Source organism: Pseudomonas sp. GL_103 (assembly GCF_057835175.1).
Genome location: NZ_CM174420.1, coordinates 2105259 through 2123546, shown reverse-complemented (window position 1 = coordinate 2123546; position 18288 = coordinate 2105259). Strand labels below are relative to the sequence as shown.

Below are 18288 nucleotides of genomic sequence, written 5' to 3'. Positions count from 1 at the left end.
GACACTATTGGTCTAAAGTTCGGGTAGCCAGGCGAAGGCATTTCTGCTGGACTGGTTCTGTCCCCCCGGAAAGATCGCAGGGAGTTGTCATAGCCCGGTCACCTGGCGGTTCTACAGTAAGCTAACAACCTGATGAGGAGACAGGCCATGTCCTTGCAATACAGCAGCGATGACAAGATTCAAGTGATCCGCACGCAACCAGACCAGTCTCTGGGTTGCTCGATTATTGACGAGCAGGGTCGCGAAGTACCGATCACTGAAAAGATGATCCAGAAAGCTTGCAGCGAACTGGAAAAGCGATTGGTCAAACCTGCCGAACAAAAGTGATATAGCCACCGTCTTCTTGACCCGGCCCATTGTTGGCCGGGTTTTTTATGCCTGTTGTGCTGAATTTGTGGTGCGGCCATTCGCGAGCAAGCCCGCTCCCACACTGGTTCTTCATGCACCACAAATTCCCTGTGGGAGCGGGCTTGCTCGCGAAGGGGCCGCCACGGTCTATCAGATTGCCGTCGCCCCCAACGCCGCCACAATCCTCTGCAACTCAGGCGCATCCCCCTCGATCCGCACCTGCAACCCGTCGATCTCGCGGCGCGACGGGTATTGCTTGCGCAGCACATCGAATGCCGCACGCTGCTCGCTGACATTGCCGACAAGGCTGCGACGGAAATCCGCATCGTCGCGACGCGGGTCATACACGCCACGGCACAACATCGCCAACGCCCAGGCCGGGTCGCTTTGGGCATTGAGGGTCACCTGCGACAGCCACGGTGCCGGCAGCAAATCGCCCAGGCTGACGCGGGCCGGTTGCCCGAGGAAATCGCAATAGGCCTGATAAACCTGCGCGGTGCCCCGCTGCTTGCCGTCGAGGCTGTAACCGGCAATGTGTGGCGTTGCCAGCACGCAGAGTTCGGCCAGCGCCACGTCGACTTCAGGCTCGCCTTCCCAGACATCGAGCACCGCTTGCAGGTCTTCGCGCTCCAACAGCACGTCCCGCAGTGCCGCGTTGTTGACCACCGGCCCGCGACTGGCGTTGATCAGCCAGGTGCCGGACCGGAGCTGGTTCAGGCGCTTTTCATCGAACAAATGCCAGGTCGATTGCTGACCCTGTTTCGTCAATGGCGTGTGCAGACTGATGACGTCGCACTCGTCGATGATCTGCTCGAGGCTGACGTAGTCCCCACCTTCCGCCGCTTGCCGAGGTGGATCGCACACCAGCACGTTCCAGCCCAGGCCTTGCAAGACCTTGACCAGCCGGCCACCCACTTCGCCTGCACCGACCACGCCGTAGGTACGCCGGGTCAGGTCGACACCTTCGATTTCGGCCAGGGTCAGCAGACTGCCGAGCACATAGTCGACCACACCACGGGCATTGCAGCCCGGGGCGCTGGACCAGGTGATGCCGGCCTGCTGAAAGTAATTCAGGTCCAGATGATCGGTGCCGATGGTGCACGTACCGACAAAGCGCACCTTGCTGCCCTCGAGCAGCGCGCGATTGACGTTGGTCACCGAACGCACCAACAGCACATCGGCCTGCTCGACCGTGGCACGGTCGATGGCGCGACCCGGTACCCGGCGGATTTCACCGAAACCTCCGAAGAAGGCATCGAGCAGGGGGATATTTTCGTCGGCAACAATCAGCATGGCAGGCTCCTTTGGCGGATCGGCAGTTTAGGCGTAGATGCCTCACCGCGCCTAGCACGCCGCTCGCAGATGATTACAAATCCACAACACGGGTCTTTTCCTGACTGGCGCGTCAACGCGTAGAATGCGCGCCTGTGCATCAATACCTTTTGGACGTTTCGCCATTGAATCCTGTAATTGAGAATACCGCCGCCATAGCTCCGGCGCGGACGACGCCCGTTCGCCTGGAACTCAAAGGCCTGCTCGGCCTGGCCCTGCCCATCATGATCGCGCAACTGGCCACCACGGCCATGGGCTTCGTCGATGCGGTGATGGCCGGCCGCGTCAGCCCACGGGACCTGGCTTCGGTGGCTCTGGGCAACTCGATCTGGATTCCGGTCTACCTGTTGATGTCCGGCGTGCTGTTGGCAACCACACCCAAGGTCGCGCAACGCTTTGGCGCCGGGCAGCTTGACGAAATCGGCCCACTGGTACGCCAGGCGCTGTGGCTCGCATTGTGTGTCGGGTTGATCGGCAGTGGCCTGCTGCTCGGCGCCGAGCCGATCCTGCACTGGATGAAAGTCGACCCACAATTGATCGAGCCAAGCATGGGCTACCTGCACGGGATCGCCTTCGGCTTGCCGGGCATGGCGTTTTATTACGTGCTGCGCTGCTACAGCGATGGCATGGGTCGTACCCGTCCGAGCATGGTTATCGGCTTGTGCGGGCTACTGCTGAACATCCCGCTGAACTACACGTTGATCTATGGCCATTTCGGCGCACCGGCCCTGGGCGGCGTCGGTTGCGGCTGGGCCAGCGGCATCGTGATGTGGTTCATGGCGTTGAGCATGGCCGGCTGGACCTTCTGGGCCCCCTTCTATGCCCGCACCCGTGTGCTGGTGCGCTTCGACCGGCCGAAATGGGCCGTGATCAAGCGTCTGGTCAGCATTGGCCTGCCGATCGGTATCGCCGTGTTCGCCGAGTCCAGCATCTTCGCGGTCATCGCCCTGTTGATCGGCAGTCTCGGCTCTACCGTGGTGGCCGGGCATCAAATCGCCCTGAATATCAGCTCGTTGCTGTTCATGATTCCTTACTCGCTGGGCATGGCGGTGACCGTGCGCGTCGGCCAAGCACTGGGGGCCGGCAATCCCTGGCAGGCGCGATTCGCGGCGAAGGTCGGGCTCGGCGCCGCACTGGTGTTCGCGGCGTTCTCGGCGGCCCTGATCCTGCTCCTGCGCGAACCTATCGCCTCGATCTACACGCCTGACAAGGCCGTGATCCAGATTGCGTCGATGTTGATTGTGTATGCCGCGCTGTATCAGTTTTCCGATGCCATCCAGGTAATCTGCGCGGGCGCGCTGCGTGGGTACCAGGACACCCGGGTGACGATGATCCTGACCTTGTTCGCCTATTGGGGCATCGGCCTGCCGGTCGGCTACGTGCTGGGACTGACCGATTGGTTCGGTCCGGCCAGCGGCCCGAGCGGGCTGTGGGAAGGGTTGATTGCCGGTTTGAGCTGTGCGGCGCTGATGCTGTCGATCCGCCTGACGCTCAGTGCGCGCCGGCGGATTCGTAACAGCCGCTCGGCCGGTTGATTGCACAAACAAAAAGACCTGCTTATGCAGGTCTTTTTTTGGCTACCGTTAAACGGACTTCTTGCGAATCCAGTAGAGGTAGGTGCCCTCTTCTTCGTGCTGCGCCACCAGTTCATGGTCGAGAAACACGCAGAACTTGGGAATGTCGCGACGGGTCGACGGGTCAGTGGCGATCACCTTGAGCAGGCCGCCGGGCACCAGGTCACGGATGTGCTGGTGCAGCATCATCACCGGCTCGGGGCAGTTGAGGCCGGTGGCGTCGAGGGTGCCGTCTACCGGCGTATCAAGCATTTCACTCATGATTCACTCCTGAAACTGGCCGGCATTGTCGCGCATTGCCGGGTGTAACGTCATCTTTTGGCTAGCACCGTACCTGTGGGAGCGGGCTTGCTCGCGAAGGCGAACTGTCAGCTGACATCATTGCTGAATGACCCACCGCCTTCGCGAGCAAGCCCGCTCCCACATTGGTCCGCGTGTGTCAGCGGGACTTGGGCTTCTTCACATCCAGCCGGCGCAAATGGCAGGTCACTTCCTCGCGGTCGTGGTACAGCTGCTTGCAGCCGATCTCGACCTTGATGCCCCGGGCCTTGAAGCCATCGGCAATGCGCTCGAGCAAGCGCTTCACTTCGGCATAGCGCTGTTTCATCGGCAGCTTGAGGTTGACCACCGCCTCGCGGCAATGGCCTTCGCCGATCCACTCTTCCAGCATCGCGGCGTTGCGCGCCGGCTTCTCGACGATGTCGCAGACCATCCAGTCCACCGGTTGCTTGGGCTTGAAGGTGAAACCGTCGGCCATCAGATGTTGCACCAGACCGGTGTCCATCAGGCTTTCGGCCATCGGGCCGTTGTCGATGGCGGTCACCAGCATGCCGCGGTTGACCAGTTGCCAGGTCCAGCCACCGGGGGCGGCCCCGAGGTCAACGCCGGTCATGTCGCCGTGCAGACGCTCGTCCCACTGGTCGCGCGGGATGAAGTGGTGCCAGGCCTCTTCCAGCTTGAGGGTCGAACGGCTCGGCGCCTCGCGGGGGAACTTCAATCGCGGAATGCCCATCGGCCACATCGCCGAGTTGTTCGACTCCGCCAGGCCCATGAACACTTCGCGGCCGCTCTTGAACGTCAGCAGCAAACGCGGCTTGTGAGCATCTTCCACCAGTTTGCCGGCGGCCATCAGCGCCTTGCGCAGGTGCACTTCGAATTTCTTGCAGAAATTCGACAGCTCCTTGCCGTCGTTGGTGTCGACCATTTCCAGCCACAGGCTGCCGCACAGCGGAAAGTCCGCCATATGCGCCAGGATCACGCTGATGCGGTCGGTTTCCGGCAGATCGATGAAGATCCCCCGGGCCCACTGGCGCGGGAAGATCAGCTCGGCGAAACGTTGTCCACGCATCAGGCGCTCGGCGCCGTCTTCTTCGGTGCAGACAAACTCGGCGCAGGCAGTTGCCGCCTTGGCCTTGGCATATCCGGCCACGTTCAAGCGCGCGGCGAGGTCGGAAATCTCGGAACAGACTTCGCCTTCGAAGCCCGGCCGGCAATGCATAAAGAGGGTGTTCATTCTTACTCCTGGGCAATGGCGAGGAATTTCGGCCACTGCGCGATGCCCAGACTTGCGTTGAAGCAAAGCCTGTCACGAAAACCCGCGCATGATAGCCGACTTCGGAACCCCGGACTTAGCGATAGAGTCCGGTTATTAGCCTTAAGCACTAAAGAGGGCTAGGTTTAGTCCTCTATCCGTTCCCTCTGTCCGTAGCCGTGCGGACTCAAAGGAGTGATCGCAATGCCGTCCCTCGATAGCCTGAAAACGCTCAAGACCCTGCAAGTCGGCAACAAGACCTACCACTATTTCAGCCTGCCCGATGCCGCCAAAAGCCTGGGCGAGCTGGACAAGTTGCCGATGTCGTTGAAAGTCCTGCTGGAAAACCTGCTGCGCTGGGAGGACGAAAAAACCGTCACCGGCGCCGACCTCAAGGCACTGGCCGCGTGGCTCAAGGAGCGTCGCTCCGACCGCGAAATCCAGTACCGCCCGGCGCGGGTGCTGATGCAAGACTTCACCGGCGTACCGGCGGTGGTCGACCTGGCCGCCATGCGTGCGGCGATGGCCAAGGCCGGCGGCAATCCGCAGCGGATCAACCCGCTGTCGCCGGTGGACCTGGTGATCGACCATTCGGTGATGGTCGACAAGTTTGCCAGCAGCAGCGCCTTCGAGCAGAACGTCGACATTGAAATGCAGCGCAATGGCGAGCGCTATGCGTTCCTGCGCTGGGGCCAGAGTGCCTTCGACAACTTCAGCGTAGTGCCGCCGGGCACCGGGATCTGCCACCAGGTGAATCTTGAATACCTCGGCCGCACCGTCTGGACCAAGGACGAGGACGGCCGCACCTATGCCTTCCCCGACACCCTGGTGGGCACCGATTCCCACACCACCATGATCAACGGCCTCGGCGTGCTCGGCTGGGGCGTCGGCGGTATCGAGGCGGAAGCGGCGATGCTCGGGCAACCGGTGTCGATGCTGATTCCCGAGGTCATCGGTTTCAAACTCACCGGCAAGCTCAAGGAAGGCATCACCGCCACCGACCTGGTGCTGACCGTGACCCAGATGCTGCGCAAGAAAGGCGTGGTGGGCAAATTCGTCGAATTCTACGGCGACGGCCTCGCCGACCTGCCCCTGGCCGACCGTGCGACCATCGCCAACATGGCCCCGGAATACGGCGCCACCTGCGGTTTCTTCCCGGTGGACGACATCACGCTGGAATATCTGCGCCTGTCCGGCCGGCCCCTGGAAACGGTGCAACTGGTCGAGGCCTACAGCAAGGCCCAAGGCCTGTGGCGCCTGCCCGGCCAGGAACCCGTCTTCACCGACAGCCTGGCGCTGGACATGGGCAGCGTCGAAGCCTGCCTCGCCGGACCAAAACGTCCACAGGACCGGGTGTCGCTGCCCAACGTCGCGCAAGCGTTCAGCGACTTCACCGACCTGCAATTCAAGCCCACCAGCAAAGAAGAAGGCCGCCTGGAAAGCGAAGGCGGTGGCGGTGTTGCCGTCGGCAATGCCGATATGGCCGGCGAAGCGGATTACGATTACGAAGGCCAGACCTATCGCCTGAAAAACGGCGCTGTGGTTATTGCCGCGATCACCTCCTGCACCAACACCTCCAACCCCAGCGTGATGATGGCGGCCGGGCTGGTGGCGAAGAAGGCCGTGGAAAAAGGCCTGAAACGCAAACCCTGGGTGAAGAGCTCGCTGGCCCCCGGCTCGAAAGTGGTCACCGATTACTACAAGGCGGCCGGCCTGACCTATTACCTCGACGAATTGGGCTTTGCCCTGGTCGGCTATGGCTGCACCACCTGCATCGGCAACTCGGGACCGCTGTCGGAACCCATCGAAAAAGCCATCCAGCAAGCCGACCTCACCGTGGCCTCCGTGCTCTCGGGCAATCGCAACTTCGAAGGCCGGGTGCATCCGCTGGTGAAAACCAACTGGCTGGCCTCCCCGCCGCTGGTGGTCGCCTACGCGCTGGCCGGCACGGTGCGCACCGACCTCAGCCGCGAGCCGTTGGGCGAGGACAAGGACGGCAAACCGGTGTACCTGCGGGACATCTGGCCAAGCAGCAAGGAAATTGCCGACGCCGTGAGTCAGGTCAACACCGCCATGTTCCACAAGGAATACGCCGAAGTGTTTGCCGGTGACGCGCAATGGCAGGCGATCAAGGTTCCGCAGGCGGCGACTTATGTCTGGCAGGACGACTCGACTTACATCCAGCATCCGCCGTTCTTCGACGACATCGGCGGCCCGCCGCCCGTGGTCAAGGATGTCAGCGGCGCCAGGATCCTCGCACTGCTCGGCGACTCGGTGACCACCGACCACATCTCCCCGGCCGGCAACATCAAGGTCGACAGCCCGGCAGGGCAATACCTGCGCGACAAAGGCGTGGAACCGCGGGACTTCAACTCCTACGGCTCGCGGCGTGGCAATCATGAAGTGATGATGCGTGGCACCTTCGCGAACATTCGCATACGCAACGAAATGCTCGGCGGCGAAGAAGGCGGCAACACCCGCTACATTCCCACCGGGGAAAAAATGTCGATCTACGACGCCGCCATGCGCTATCAGGCTTCAGGCACACCGCTGGTGGTGATCGCCGGCCAGGAATACGGCACCGGTTCGAGTCGCGACTGGGCCGCCAAGGGCACCAACCTGCTGGGGGTAAAAGCGGTCGTCGCCGAAAGCTTCGAACGGATTCACCGCTCCAACCTGGTGGGCATGGGTGTGCTGCCGTTGCAGTTCAAGCTGGATCAGAACCGCAAGAGCCTGCACCTCAATGGCAGTGAAACCCTGGACATCCTCGGCTTGACCGGCGTCGAGCTGACACCACGGATGAACCTGACGCTGGTCATCACCCGCGAAGACGGCAGCAGCGAGAAGATCGAGGTGTTGTGCCGCATCGATACGCTCAATGAGGTGGAGTACTTCAAGTCCGGAGGGATTCTGCATTATGTGTTGCGGCAGTTGATTGCGGCGTAGTCATACGCCGACACAGACACCGCCTTCGGGCGGTGTTTTTGTTTGTGACCACATCCCTATAATCTCGCACTGCTTGATGTTGGCCCGACACTAGCCCCTGTGGGAGCGAGCTTGCTCGCGATAGCGGAGTGTCATTCAACATCATCTTTGAATGTTTCGCCGTCATCGCGAGCAAGCTCGCTCCCACTGGGGACTGGGGGAATCCACAGAATTTCGACACAAGGACTTTCAATGTTTGCTCTGCCAAGGACTTTTCTGGCCCTCCTCTCCCTCGGCTACTACTTGGCATTGGACTTCAGCAGTATGAGTTGGCCGGCGGCGATTTCTGTTGTTTTGCTATTGGTTTCCGGTTTTGCCGCTAGCCAGCAAACGCATCAGTTCGGTCGATACTTCGGCCATGGCCTATTCATCATTCTAGCTCTGACCCTGGCGACGCATTGGTGGCCCGGTTTCTACAACGGCCCAATCATCGCCACGCAGCGTTTCACCGACGACGCGGTGCCGTTTTCCATGTACGCGAACCTTGACAAACCCCTGATCGGTTTTTGGCTGTTACTGGTCTGCCCATGGCTTGTCGGTCGGCGCTCGCTTCGATCGATCCTGTTTGCCACCGCACTGGCGCTGCCCCTGAGTGCCGTTCTGGCCTTGGGTGGTGCGCTGTTGCTGGGTGTCGTCGCTTGGGCACCGAAGTGGCCGGATTCTGCCTGGCTGTGGCTGCTCAACAATCTGCTGCTGGTGACGCTTGTCGAGGAAGCGCTGTTTCGCGGCTACATCCAGAGCGGCCTGAGTCGCTGGCTGAAAAATCTGCGTCATGGTGAAAACTTTGCGCTGCTCCTGGCTTCGCTGATCTTTGGCCTCGCGCATACCGGTGCTGGCTGGCAATGGGTCCTGCTAGCCGGCCTGGCCGGGATCGGCTATGGCCTGGCCTACCGTTTTGGAGGACTGACAGCAGCCATCGCTACTCATTTTGGCTTGAACCTGCTGCATTTCGGCCTGTTCACCTATCCGATGCTCGCCGGCTGACGCAAGGGTCATTTTGCGACGCATCGCTGATTATCGAAAAATAATCTCAACAATCCGCCGGCCTTGCCGATACAGCACTTGAAAGCCTTGCGGATTAAAAAAGCCATGCGTAACAACCAGCCTATTACACAACGCGAGCGGACCTTCCCGGCTCAGCAACGGTTGATTTCCACCACCGATGCCAAGGGCATGATCACCTACTGTAACGACGCATTCGTCGAGATCAGCGGGTTTTCCCGAGAGGAACTGATCCGTGCACCGCACAACCTGGTCCGTCACCCCGACGTCCCGGCCGCGGTGTTCGCACACATGTGGGACACGCTGAAACAAGGCTTGCCATGGATGGGCATTGTCAAGAATCGCTGCAAGACCGGTGATCATTACTGGGTGAACGCCTATGTGACACCGGTCTTCGAAGGCAATCAGGTGATCGGTTACGAGTCGGTGCGGGTCAAGCCCACCGCCGAACAGATCCGCCGTGCCGAAGCGCTCTACCAACGCATCAACCAGGGCAAGTCGGCCATTCCCTCCTCGGATAAATGGCTGCCGATCCTGCAGGACTGGCTGCCGTTCATCCTGGTCAGCCAATTGAGCTTCATGATCGGTGCATCGCTGAACTCCCATTGGGGGTTTGCCCTGGCTGCCGGTCTTTCGGTGCCGCTGGGCCTGATGGGCCTCCAGTGGCAACAGCGTGGCCTCAAGCGTTTGCTGCGACTGGCCGAGCAGACCACTTCCGATCCGTTGATCGCACAGATGTACACCGACAGTCGCGGCGCCCAGGCGCGCCTGGAAATGTCCATCCTCAGCCAGGAAGCACGCCTGAAAACCTGCCTGACGCGCCTGCAGGACACGGCCGAACACCTGACCGATCAGGCCAGGCAATCCGATGCCCTGGCGCACAACAGCTCCAGCGGCCTGGAACGTCAACGGGTCGAGACCGAACAGGTGGCCACCGCGGTCAACCAGATGGCCGCTACCACCCAGGAAGTCGCCAGCCATGTGCAACGCACCGCCGATGCCACCCAGGAAGCCAATCGCCTGACCGGTCGTGGTCGTGACATCGCCGGGGAAACCCGCGAAGCCATCCAGCGCCTGTCGGTGGTAGTCGGTGAAACCGGCGTGACCGTGACCCAACTGGCCAAGGACAGCAACGAAATCGGCGGCGTGGTCGACGTGATCAAAGGCATCGCCGACCAGACCAACCTGCTGGCCCTGAACGCTGCCATCGAAGCGGCCCGGGCCGGCGAGATGGGTCGTGGTTTTGCGGTGGTGGCCGACGAAGTTCGTCAGCTGGCGCAACGCACCAGCGAGTCCACCGGGCAGATTCATGCGCTGATCGCCAAGCTCCAGCAAACCGCCACCACTGCCGTGCAGACCATGGAAGCAGGGCACCGTCAGGCGGAAGAAGGCGTGGCGCGGGTACTGGAAGCGGACCAGGCACTGGTGGGGATCAGCGAAGCGGTGGCCAACATCACCGACATGACCACCCAGATCGCCGCTGCGACCGAAGAGCAAAGTGCCGTGGCTGAAGAAATCAGCCGCAACATCAGCAACATATCGGCACTGGCGGACCAGACTTCGGAACAGGCACAGAACTCGGCGTTGTTGAGTGAAGAACTGACCAAGACTGCCAATACACAGTACTCGTTGGTAGAGCGGTTTAACCGCTGATAGAGGCTGGAATGACAAAAACCCGGACAGTGAGAGCTTCCGGGTTTTTTATTGATCCAGTGAAAGTGATGTTGCCTGGTAGTCCCTCATCGCGAGCAAGCTCGCTCCCACAGGGTTTTGAGCCACACCACAAATCACTGTGGGAGCGAGCTTGCTCGCGATGGGGCCATTACAGCCTGCACAAACCTCACCGAAGGAATGAAGCCACCTTCTGTGCCGCAGCCGCCAAATGCTGCTCATGGCTAAACCCCGAAGCCTTCAACGGTTTCAAGTCATGATCCCCCGCCACCAGCCAGAACACCTCGATACCCGGCGATAGCGCATAACCCTCGACCGCCTCGCGATTGCCCAACGCATCGCGCTCACCTTGCACGATCAAGGTTCGAGTTTTCAGCCCCGCCAGATGCTCAACCCGTGGCTTCTCCGGTTTACCTACCGCATAGAACGGATACCCCAGGCACACCAGCCCATCCGCGCCCAATTCATCCGCCAGCAAACTGGCCATGCGACCGCCCATGGACTTGCCGCCGATGGCCAGCGGCCCAGTGACATGGCGTCGCACCTGGGCATACACCTCGCGCCAGCATTCCAGCAGTTTCGGCGCCGGGTTCGGCGGGCGCTTGCCGCCATCGATGCGCCGCTGCGCCATGTAGGGAAACTCGAAGCGCAACACGTTGACGCCTTGCGCGGCGAGGCGTGCAGCCATGTCGCTCATCCAGTCGCTGTCCATCGGTGCGCCGGCGCCATGGGCGAGGATCAGCGTCGCCGCAGCCTTGCCAGCGGCGGCATTCCACAACCATCCATGATCACGCACGCACTGCGCCCATTGATCCCCGTCAATACCGGCCTTGTGCCCTTTGTCCATGCTTGCCTCGCTTTTAGTCTGCCTATAACTCCGGCCGAAGGGTGCACTGCCTTGCGCGAGCGCGCTCACTTCGGCTGAACCGTGGATGGGGAACCATGAACACTTCTATCAGTACCGCCTACAACTACAAGGTGGTCCGCCAATTCGCCATTATGACGGTGGTGTGGGGCATCGTCGGCATGGGGCTCGGGGTTTTTCTCGCCGCCCAGTTGGTCTGGCCCGAACTCAACTTCAATTTGCCGTGGACCAGCTTCGGCCGCTTGCGCCCGCTGCACACCAACGCTGTGATCTTCGCCTTTGGCGGCTGCGCCTTGTTCGCCAGTTCGTTGTACTCCGTACAACGGACGTGCCAAACGCGCTTATTTGCTCCCGCAGTTGCCGCGTTCTGTTTCTGGGGCTGGCAGCTTGTGATCCTGCTGGCGGCCATCAGCCTGCCGCTGGGCTACACCAGTTCCAAGGAATACGCCGAGCTGGAATGGCCGATCGACATCCTGATCACCATCGTCTGGGTCGCCTACGCCATCGTTTTCTTCGGCACGATCATGCAGCGCAAGACCAAGCACATTTATGTCGGTAACTGGTTCTTCGGTGCGTTCATCATCACCGTGGCGATCCTGCACATCGTCAACAATATGGAATTGCCGGTCAGCTTCACCAAGTCCTACTCGCTGTACTCCGGTGCCACCGACGCGATGGTGCAATGGTGGTACGGGCACAACGCCGTAGGCTTTTTCCTCACCGCCGGTTTCCTCGGGATGATGTACTACTTCGTGCCGAAACAGGCCGAGCGCCCGGTGTACTCCTATCGCCTGTCGATCGTGCACTTCTGGGCGCTGATCACCCTGTACATTTGGGCCGGCCCGCACCACTTGCATTACACCGCGCTGCCGGACTGGGCGCAGTCGCTGGGCATGGTGATGTCGCTGATCCTGCTGGCGCCGAGCTGGGGCGGGATGATCAACGGCATGATGACCCTGTCGGGCGCCTGGCATAAGTTGCGCAGCGACCCGGTCCTGCGCTTCCTCGTGGTGTCCCTGGCGTTCTACGGCATGTCGACTTTCGAAGGGCCGATGATGGCGATCAAGACGGTCAACGCCCTCTCCCACTACACCGACTGGACCATCGGCCACGTACACGCTGGCGCCTTGGGCTGGGTGGCAATGATCTCCATCGGCGCGCTGTACCACATGATCCCGAAAGTCTTCGGCCGCGAGCAGATGCACAGCATCGGTCTGATCAACGCGCACTTCTGGCTCGCCACCATCGGCACCGTTCTGTACATCGCCTCGATGTGGGTCAACGGCATCGCCCAGGGCCTGATGTGGCGTGCAGTGAACGAGGACGGCACGCTGACTTACTCCTTCGTCGAAACCCTGGTGGCCAGCCACCCTGGCTTCGTCGTTCGGCTGGTGGGCGGCGCGATCTTCCTCAGCGGCATGTTCCTGATGGCCTACAACACCTGGCGCACCGTGCGGGCCTCGCAGCCTGCCGAAGTCGCCGCTGCCGCGCAGATGGCCTGAGGAGTCCGCCATGAAACACGAAACTATCGAGAAAAACGTCGGCCTGTTGCTGCTGCTGATGATCCTGGCCGTGAGCATCGGCGGCCTGACCCAGATCGTCCCGCTGTTCTTCCAGGACGTGACCAACAAACCGGTGGAAGGCATGAAGCCCTACACCGCGCTGCAACTGGAAGGTCGCGATATCTATATCCGTGAAGGCTGCGTCGGCTGCCACTCGCAGATGATCCGCCCGTTCCGCGCCGAGACCGAACGCTACGGGCACTACTCGGTGGCCGGCGAAAGCGTCTGGGATCACCCGTTCCTGTGGGGCTCGAAACGCACCGGACCGGATCTGGCGCGGGTCGGCGCACGCTACTCGGATGACTGGCACCGCGCGCACTTGTACAACCCGCGCAACGTCGTGCCCGAGTCGAAGATGCCGGCCTACCCATGGCTGGTGGCCAACCCGGTCGACAGCAGTCATACCGAAACCAAGATCAAGGCCATGCGCACCCTGGGCGTGCCGTACACCGACGAAGACATCACCGGCGCCGTCGCTTCCCTCAAGGGCAAGAGCGAGATGGATGCACTGGTCGCCTACCTGCAAGTGCTCGGCACTGCCATCAAGAGCAAGAGGTGAGCAATGTTCATTGAAATGAGCACTGGAATGATCCGCGGCCTCGGCACCGTCGTGGTGTTCGTGGCCTTCGTCGGCCTGACGCTGTGGGTATTCAACGGCAAGCGAGGCCCGGAATTCGCCGAAGCGCGCCTGCTGCCGTTCGCCGACGAGCCACAACCCGACATCACTGAAGAATCAGCAACAAGGAGTACCCGGCCATGACCACCTTCTGGAGTACGTGGATCTGCGTACTGACCATCGGCAGCCTGATCGGCCTGACCTGGTTGCTGCTCAGCACCCGCAAGGGCGAAACCAAGGGCAGTGTCGACCAGACCATGGGCCACAGCTTCGACGGCATCGAGGAGTACGACAACCCGCTGCCGCAATGGTGGTTCATGCTGTTCGTTGGCACCCTGGTATTCGCCTTCGGTTATCTGATCCTTTATCCGGGCCTGGGCAACTGGAAAGGCATCCTCCCCGGCTACGAAAACGGCTGGACCGGCGTGCACGAATGGGAAAAGGAAATGGCCAAGGCTGACACGAAGTTCGGGCCGATCTTCGCCAAATTCGCGGCGATGCCCGTGGAAGAAGTGGCCAAGGACCCACAGGCACTGAAAATGGGCGGCCGCCTGTTTGCCTCCAACTGCTCGGTGTGCCACGGCTCGGACGCCAAGGGTGCATTCGGCTTCCCCAATCTGACCGACAGCGACTGGCGCTGGGGCGGCAACCCGGAAACCATCAAGACCACCCTCATGGGTGGCCGGATGGCGATGATGCCGGCCTGGGGTGAAGTCCTGGGTGAGGACGGTGTGAAAAACGTCGCCGCTTATGTGCGCCATGATCTGGCTGGCCTGCCGTTGCCTGCCGACAGCAAAGCCGACCTGCAAGCCGGACAGCAAGCCTTCAGCACCACCTGTGTCGCCTGCCATGGGGCTAACGGCCAGGGCACTGAAGCCATGGGCGCACCGAACCTGACGCACCCGGCCGGCTTCATTTACGGTACAAGCCTGACGCAGCTTGAACAGACGATTCGGCATGGCCGCCAGGGCCATATGCCGGCGCAGAACGAACTGCTGGGCAATGACAAGGTGCAATTGCTGGCCGCATATGTGTACAGCCTGTCCCACGGTTTGAATACCGAGCGCCTGCAGGCTGAAGACAACCGCAAATAAATCCCGACCGCTCTGCTGCCGCATTCTCCCGGATGCGGCAGTTCCCTGCCCCTTTGCGACCCATTGTCGCACCCTCGCACAGACTTTCTTTCGGATCCCTGTAATCGGGTCTAAGCTTCCCCCGATGCGGACTGGCCGGTGCCGGTTCCAGGTCGACCCTGAACGATGTGTTCGACGAATCTGCCCGATGACAGGCCGCAAAGGCTGGTAGATACCGGCTGTCGCACCAATTGCCTTCGGTCAGCCAAACGTTGCGTTTGAACACACCCCGTTACATCCGACCTGACCCCCTCGCCTGATCAGTCCGCCGGGATGTTTTGCCCGCGGGCAAATTTGTCCTTACGCGGCGCATGGAAAGGCCGCAGTATCAGCTTTTGAAAGCATTGACCCAGGTCATGGCGCGTTGCAATGACCCCTTGCTTTCTCCATACTTGCGGCCGATTTTTAATCCTAATAAAACACCCAAACCGTGGAACCTTAGAATGAGCACAGCAATCAGTCCGACTGCTTATAACTATAAGGTAGTCCGCCAGTTCGCCATCATGACGGTGGTCTGGGGGATCCTTGGCATGGGGCTCGGTGTCTTCATTGCCTCGCAACTGGTCTGGCCGGAGTTGAACTTCGGTCTGGCATGGACGAGCTTTGGACGCCTGCGCCCGTTGCACACCAACCTGGTGATTTTCGCCTTCGGTGGATGTGCACTGTTTGCCACTTCTTATTACGTCGTGCAGCGAACCTGCCAAACGCGACTGATTTCCGACAGCCTCGCCGCCTTCACCTTCTGGGGATGGCAAGCGGTGATCGTCGGCGCGATCATTACCTTGCCGATGGGTTTCACCACCACCAAGGAATACGCGGAACTGGAATGGCCCCTGGCTATTCTGCTGGCCATTGTCTGGGTCACCTACGGTCTGGTGTTCTTCGGCACCATCGTCAAGCGCAAGACCAAGCACATCTATGTGGGTAACTGGTTCTACGGCGCGTTCATCGTCGTGACCGCGATGCTGCACATCGTCAACCACATGTCGCTGCCGGTCAGCCTGTTCAAGTCCTACTCGGCCTACTCGGGTGCGACGGACGCGATGATCCAGTGGTGGTACGGCCACAACGCCGTGGGCTTCTTCCTGACCACCGGCTTCCTGGGGATGATGTACTACTTCGTGCCGAAACAGGCCGAACGTCCGATCTACTCCTATCGCCTGTCGATCGTGCACTTCTGGGCGCTGATCACCCTGTACATCTGGGCCGGTCCGCACCACCTGCACTACACCGCGCTGCCGGACTGGGCTCAGTCCCTGGGCATGGCGATGTCGATCATCCTGCTGGCTCCAAGCTGGGGCGGCATGATCAACGGCATGATGACCCTGTCGGGCGCCTGGCATAAGCTGCGCACCGACCCGATCCTGCGCTTTTTGGTGGTTTCCCTGGCGTTCTACGGCATGTCGACCTTCGAAGGTCCGATGATGGCGATCAAGACCGTGAACTCCCTGTCGCACTATACCGACTGGACCATCGGCCACGTACACGCCGGTGCCTTGGGCTGGGTTGCGATGATCTCGATCGGCGCGATCTACCACATGATCCCGAAACTGTTCGGTCGTGCGCAGATGCACAGCACCGGCCTTATCAATACCCACTTCTGGCTCGCGACCATCGGTACCGTGCTCTACATCGCCTCGATGTGGGTCAACGGCATTACCCAGGGCCTGATGTGGCGTGCAATCAACGATGACGGCACCCTCACCTACTCGTTCGTCGAAGCGCTGCAAGCCAGCCACCCGGGCTTCATCGTCCGCGCCCTGGGCGGTGCATTCTTCGCCACCGGCATGCTGTTCATGGCCTACAACGTATTCCGTACCGTACGCGCCTCGAACCCGGCTGAAGCCAAAGCCGCCGAACAGATTGCCGTAGTTGGAGCTCACTGATGAAGCATGAAGCAGTCGAGAAGAATATTGGCCTGCTGGCCTTCTTCATGGTCATCGCCGTCAGCATCGGCGGCCTGACCCAGATCGTTCCGCTGTTTTTCCAGGATGTCACCAACAAGCCGGTCGAGGGCATGAAGCCCCGCACCGCCCTTGAACTGGAAGGCCGGGACGTTTATATCGCCAACGGATGTGTCGGCTGCCACTCGCAGATGATCCGTCCGTTCCGTGCTGAAACCGAACGCTACGGCCACTACTCGGTCGCCGGTGAAAGCGTCTGGGACCACCCGTTCCTGTGGGGTTCCAAGCGTACCGGTCCGGACCTGGCCCGCGTCGGCGGTCGTTACTCCGATGACTGGCAGCGTGCGCACTTGTACAACCCGCGCAACGTAGTGCCCGAGTCGAAAATGCCGGCCTACCCGTTCCTCGTGGAAAACAAGCTCGACGGCAAAGACACCGCCAGGAAAATGGAAGTCTTGCGCACGCTCGGCGTCCCTTACACCGACGAAGACATCGCCGGCGCCAAGGATGCTGTGAAGGGCAAAACCGAAATGGACGCGCTGGTGGCCTATCTGCAAGGCCTGGGCACCATCATCAAAAGCAAACGGTGAATTGGATGGATATCGGGATGATTCGTGGCCTGGGCACCGTTGTCGTGATGGTGGCCTTCATCGGACTGGCACTGTGGGTGTTCAGTCCCAAGCGCAAGTCGGAGTTTGAAGACGCGACCTTGCTGCCTTTCGCGGATGATCCCGAAGCCATCAAGCACGTCGAGCAAGCTTCTAGGAGTAACAAAGAATGACTACATTCTGGAGTCTGTACGTCACAGTCCTCAGTCTCGGCACCATCTTCGCCCTGACCTGGCTGCTGCTGTCCACCCGCAAGGGCCAGCGCGCCGAGCAAACCGACGAGACGGTTGGTCACTCCTTCGACGGGATCGAGGAGTACGACAACCCGCTGCCGAAATGGTGGTTCATGCTGTTCGTGGGCACCATCATCTTCGCCCTCGGCTACCTGGTGCTGTACCCGGGCCTGGGCAACTGGAAAGGCCTGCTGCCGGGTTACAACTACCTCGATAACGAGAAGCAGACCGCGTTCGCCAACGGCCAGACCGGCTGGACCGGCGTTCACGAGTGGGAAAAGGAAATGGCCAGGTCGGACGCCAAGTTCGGTCCGATCTTCGCCAAGTTCGCCGCCATGCCAATCGAGGAAGTGGCCAAGGACCCACAAGCCCTGAAGATGGGTGGCCGCCTGTTCGCCTCCAACTGCTCGGTTTGCCACGGTTCCGACGCCAAGGGCGCCTACGGCTTCCCTAACCTGACCGACGCCGACTGGCGCTGGGGCGGCGACGCGCAAGCCATCAAGACCACCATCATGGGCGGTCGTCACGCGGTGATGCCTGCGTGGGCTGAAGTGATCGGCGAGCAAGGCGTGGCCGATGTGGCCGCGTTTATCCTGACCAACCTCGATGGCCGCAAGCTGCCGGAAGGCGCCAAGGCCGACCCGGTTGCCGGGCAGAAGCTGTTCGCTACCAACTGTGTGGCGTGCCACGGTCCGGAAGGCAAAGGCACCCCAGCGATGGGCGCACCTGACCTGACTCACCCGGCTGCGTTCATCTACGGTTCGAGCTTCGCTCAACTGCAGCAGACCATCCGTTACGGCCGTCAGGGCCAGATGCCTGCGCAAGAGGCAATGCAGGGTAACGACAAGGTTCACCTGCTGGCCGCTTACGTCTACAGCCTGTCTCACGGCGAGAAGGCAGCGGACGCCGAGTAAGGCAAACGCT

At 61.0% G+C, this 18288-nt stretch carries 17 protein-coding genes and 1 pseudogene; 14 read left to right on the top strand and 4 right to left on the bottom strand.

The window, feature by feature from the left end; all coding sequences use genetic code 11:
* The first annotated feature begins 147 nt into the window (after positions 1-147).
* Positions 148-327 carry a PA1571 family protein gene (locus tag AC3IP0_RS09670; RefSeq protein WP_150755204.1) on the top strand — a complete coding sequence of 60 codons (180 nt, stop codon included), beginning with the start codon at positions 148-150 and terminating at the stop codon, positions 325-327.
* Between the two features lie 171 nt (positions 328-498).
* Here AC3IP0_RS09670 and pdxB read toward each other — a convergent pair whose 3' ends face one another.
* Positions 499-1641 carry a 4-phosphoerythronate dehydrogenase PdxB gene (pdxB, locus tag AC3IP0_RS09665; protein ID WP_489327252.1) on the bottom strand — a complete coding sequence of 381 codons (1143 nt, stop codon included), beginning with the start codon at positions 1639-1641 and terminating at the stop codon, positions 499-501.
* A 164-nt stretch (positions 1642-1805) separates the two neighbouring features.
* On the opposite strand from pdxB, the gene AC3IP0_RS09660 reads away from it, so the two are divergent.
* Entirely contained in the window at positions 1806-3215 is a 1410-nt protein-coding gene (locus tag AC3IP0_RS09660) for an MATE family efflux transporter (protein WP_489319052.1), read from the top strand.
* Positions 3216-3263: 48 nt separating this feature from the next.
* On the opposite strand, the gene tusA is transcribed toward AC3IP0_RS09660, so the two are convergent.
* On the bottom strand, positions 3264-3515 hold the full coding sequence (gene tusA / locus AC3IP0_RS09655; RefSeq protein WP_015095965.1) for a sulfurtransferase TusA: 252 nt from the start codon (positions 3513-3515) through the stop codon (positions 3264-3266).
* A gap of 57 nt (positions 3516-3572) precedes the next feature.
* Between tusA and AC3IP0_RS09650 the strand changes: the two are divergent.
* A pseudogene (locus tag AC3IP0_RS09650) lies at positions 3573-3677 on the top strand (metal ABC transporter ATP-binding protein); the annotation flags it as partial.
* Positions 3678-3693: 16 nt separating this feature from the next.
* On the opposite strand, the gene rlmM reads toward AC3IP0_RS09650, so the two are convergent.
* Positions 3694-4767: a 23S rRNA (cytidine(2498)-2'-O)-methyltransferase RlmM gene (rlmM, locus tag AC3IP0_RS09645; protein ID WP_046041367.1), complete on the bottom strand. Its 1074-nt coding sequence runs from the start codon at positions 4765-4767 to the stop codon at positions 3694-3696.
* Between the two features lie 222 nt (positions 4768-4989).
* Between rlmM and acnA the strand changes: the two genes are divergently transcribed.
* The 3 genes from acnA to AC3IP0_RS09630 all read left to right on the top strand — a co-directional run bounded on the left by acnA (position 4990) and on the right by AC3IP0_RS09630 (position 10425).
* The gene (gene acnA, locus AC3IP0_RS09640; RefSeq protein WP_489327250.1) at positions 4990-7731 is read left to right on the top strand and encodes an aconitate hydratase AcnA; all 2742 of its coding nucleotides are present in this window, start codon (positions 4990-4992) and stop codon (positions 7729-7731) included.
* 231 nt (positions 7732-7962) lie between these two features.
* Positions 7963-8754, top strand: a complete 792-nt coding sequence (locus AC3IP0_RS09635; protein WP_489327248.1) for a CPBP family intramembrane glutamic endopeptidase — start codon at positions 7963-7965, stop codon at positions 8752-8754.
* 105 nt (positions 8755-8859) lie between these two features.
* Positions 8860-10425: a methyl-accepting chemotaxis protein gene (locus AC3IP0_RS09630; protein ID WP_489319049.1), complete on the top strand. Its 1566-nt coding sequence runs from the start codon at positions 8860-8862 to the stop codon at positions 10423-10425.
* Positions 10426-10612: 187 nt separating this feature from the next.
* Here the strand turns inward: AC3IP0_RS09630 and AC3IP0_RS09625 are convergent, their stop codons facing one another.
* Entirely contained in the window at positions 10613-11290 is a 678-nt protein-coding gene (locus tag AC3IP0_RS09625; protein WP_489319048.1) for an alpha/beta family hydrolase, read from the bottom strand.
* A 95-nt stretch (positions 11291-11385) separates the two neighbouring features.
* Here AC3IP0_RS09625 and ccoN (AC3IP0_RS09620) point away from each other — a divergent pair, with 95 nt between their 5' ends.
* The 8 genes from ccoN (AC3IP0_RS09620) (at position 11386) to ccoP (AC3IP0_RS09585) (ending at position 18278) form a co-directional block, all read left to right on the top strand.
* Complete coding sequence (gene ccoN, locus AC3IP0_RS09620; RefSeq protein ID WP_223454511.1) at positions 11386-12810, top strand: cytochrome-c oxidase, cbb3-type subunit I; 1425 nt, start codon at positions 11386-11388, stop codon at positions 12808-12810.
* A gap of 10 nt (positions 12811-12820) precedes the next feature.
* Complete coding sequence (gene ccoO, locus AC3IP0_RS09615) at positions 12821-13429, top strand: cytochrome-c oxidase, cbb3-type subunit II (protein WP_057715669.1); 609 nt, start codon at positions 12821-12823, stop codon at positions 13427-13429.
* Between the two features lie 3 nt (positions 13430-13432).
* Positions 13433-13630, top strand: coding sequence for a cbb3-type cytochrome oxidase subunit 3 (locus tag AC3IP0_RS09610; protein WP_489319047.1), 198 nt, complete (start codon positions 13433-13435; stop codon positions 13628-13630).
* Positions 13627-14580, top strand: a complete 954-nt coding sequence (gene ccoP, locus AC3IP0_RS09605) for a cytochrome-c oxidase, cbb3-type subunit III (RefSeq protein WP_489327246.1) — start codon at positions 13627-13629, stop codon at positions 14578-14580. The genes AC3IP0_RS09610 and ccoP (AC3IP0_RS09605) overlap by 4 nt, the downstream gene beginning before the upstream one ends.
* A 482-nt stretch (positions 14581-15062) precedes the next feature.
* Positions 15063-16505: a cytochrome-c oxidase, cbb3-type subunit I gene (gene ccoN / locus AC3IP0_RS09600; RefSeq protein ID WP_008050393.1), complete on the top strand. Its 1443-nt coding sequence runs from the start codon at positions 15063-15065 to the stop codon at positions 16503-16505.
* The gene (ccoO, locus tag AC3IP0_RS09595) at positions 16505-17113 is read left to right on the top strand and encodes a cytochrome-c oxidase, cbb3-type subunit II (RefSeq protein ID WP_414917665.1); all 609 of its coding nucleotides are present in this window, start codon (positions 16505-16507) and stop codon (positions 17111-17113) included. Before ccoN (AC3IP0_RS09600) ends, ccoO (AC3IP0_RS09595) begins: the two co-directional genes overlap by 1 nt.
* Positions 17114-17118: 5 nt before the next feature.
* The gene (locus AC3IP0_RS09590) at positions 17119-17304 is read left to right on the top strand and encodes a CcoQ/FixQ family Cbb3-type cytochrome c oxidase assembly chaperone (protein ID WP_003175465.1); all 186 of its coding nucleotides are present in this window, start codon (positions 17119-17121) and stop codon (positions 17302-17304) included.
* A complete protein-coding gene (gene ccoP / locus AC3IP0_RS09585; RefSeq protein ID WP_489319045.1) occupies positions 17301-18278 on the top strand; it encodes a cytochrome-c oxidase, cbb3-type subunit III in 978 nt (325 codons plus the stop codon). The genes AC3IP0_RS09590 and ccoP (AC3IP0_RS09585) overlap by 4 nt, the downstream gene beginning before the upstream one ends.
* The last annotated feature ends 10 nt before the right edge of the window (positions 18279-18288 follow it).

Bases quoted from the DNA above. Each gene is read 5' to 3' on its own strand.
- AC3IP0_RS09610 (WP_489319047.1), top strand. From the start codon at position 13,433: ATGTTCATTGAAATGAGCACTGGAATGATCCGCGGCCTCGGCACCGTC.
- AC3IP0_RS09630 (WP_489319049.1), top strand. From the start codon at position 8,860: ATGCGTAACAACCAGCCTATTACACAACGCGAGCGGACCTTCCCGGCT.
- rlmM (WP_046041367.1), bottom strand. From the start codon at position 4,767: ATGAACACCCTCTTTATGCATTGCCGGCCGGGCTTCGAAGGCGAAGTC.
- AC3IP0_RS09635 (WP_489327248.1), top strand. From the start codon at position 7,963: ATGTTTGCTCTGCCAAGGACTTTTCTGGCCCTCCTCTCCCTCGGCTAC.
- tusA (WP_015095965.1), bottom strand. From the start codon at position 3,515: ATGAGTGAAATGCTTGATACGCCGGTAGACGGCACCCTCGACGCCACC.
- AC3IP0_RS09670 (WP_150755204.1), top strand. From the start codon at position 148: ATGTCCTTGCAATACAGCAGCGATGACAAGATTCAAGTGATCCGCACG.
- ccoP (WP_489319045.1), top strand. From the start codon at position 17,301: ATGACTACATTCTGGAGTCTGTACGTCACAGTCCTCAGTCTCGGCACC.
- ccoO (WP_414917665.1), top strand. From the start codon at position 16,505: ATGAAGCATGAAGCAGTCGAGAAGAATATTGGCCTGCTGGCCTTCTTC.
- ccoO (WP_057715669.1), top strand. From the start codon at position 12,821: ATGAAACACGAAACTATCGAGAAAAACGTCGGCCTGTTGCTGCTGCTG.
- pdxB (WP_489327252.1), bottom strand. From the start codon at position 1,641: ATGCTGATTGTTGCCGACGAAAATATCCCCCTGCTCGATGCCTTCTTC.
- acnA (WP_489327250.1), top strand. From the start codon at position 4,990: ATGCCGTCCCTCGATAGCCTGAAAACGCTCAAGACCCTGCAAGTCGGC.
- AC3IP0_RS09590 (WP_003175465.1), top strand. From the start codon at position 17,119: ATGGATATCGGGATGATTCGTGGCCTGGGCACCGTTGTCGTGATGGTG.
- ccoN (WP_223454511.1), top strand. From the start codon at position 11,386: ATGAACACTTCTATCAGTACCGCCTACAACTACAAGGTGGTCCGCCAA.
- AC3IP0_RS09625 (WP_489319048.1), bottom strand. From the start codon at position 11,290: ATGGACAAAGGGCACAAGGCCGGTATTGACGGGGATCAATGGGCGCAG.
- ccoP (WP_489327246.1), top strand. From the start codon at position 13,627: ATGACCACCTTCTGGAGTACGTGGATCTGCGTACTGACCATCGGCAGC.
- ccoN (WP_008050393.1), top strand. From the start codon at position 15,063: ATGAGCACAGCAATCAGTCCGACTGCTTATAACTATAAGGTAGTCCGC.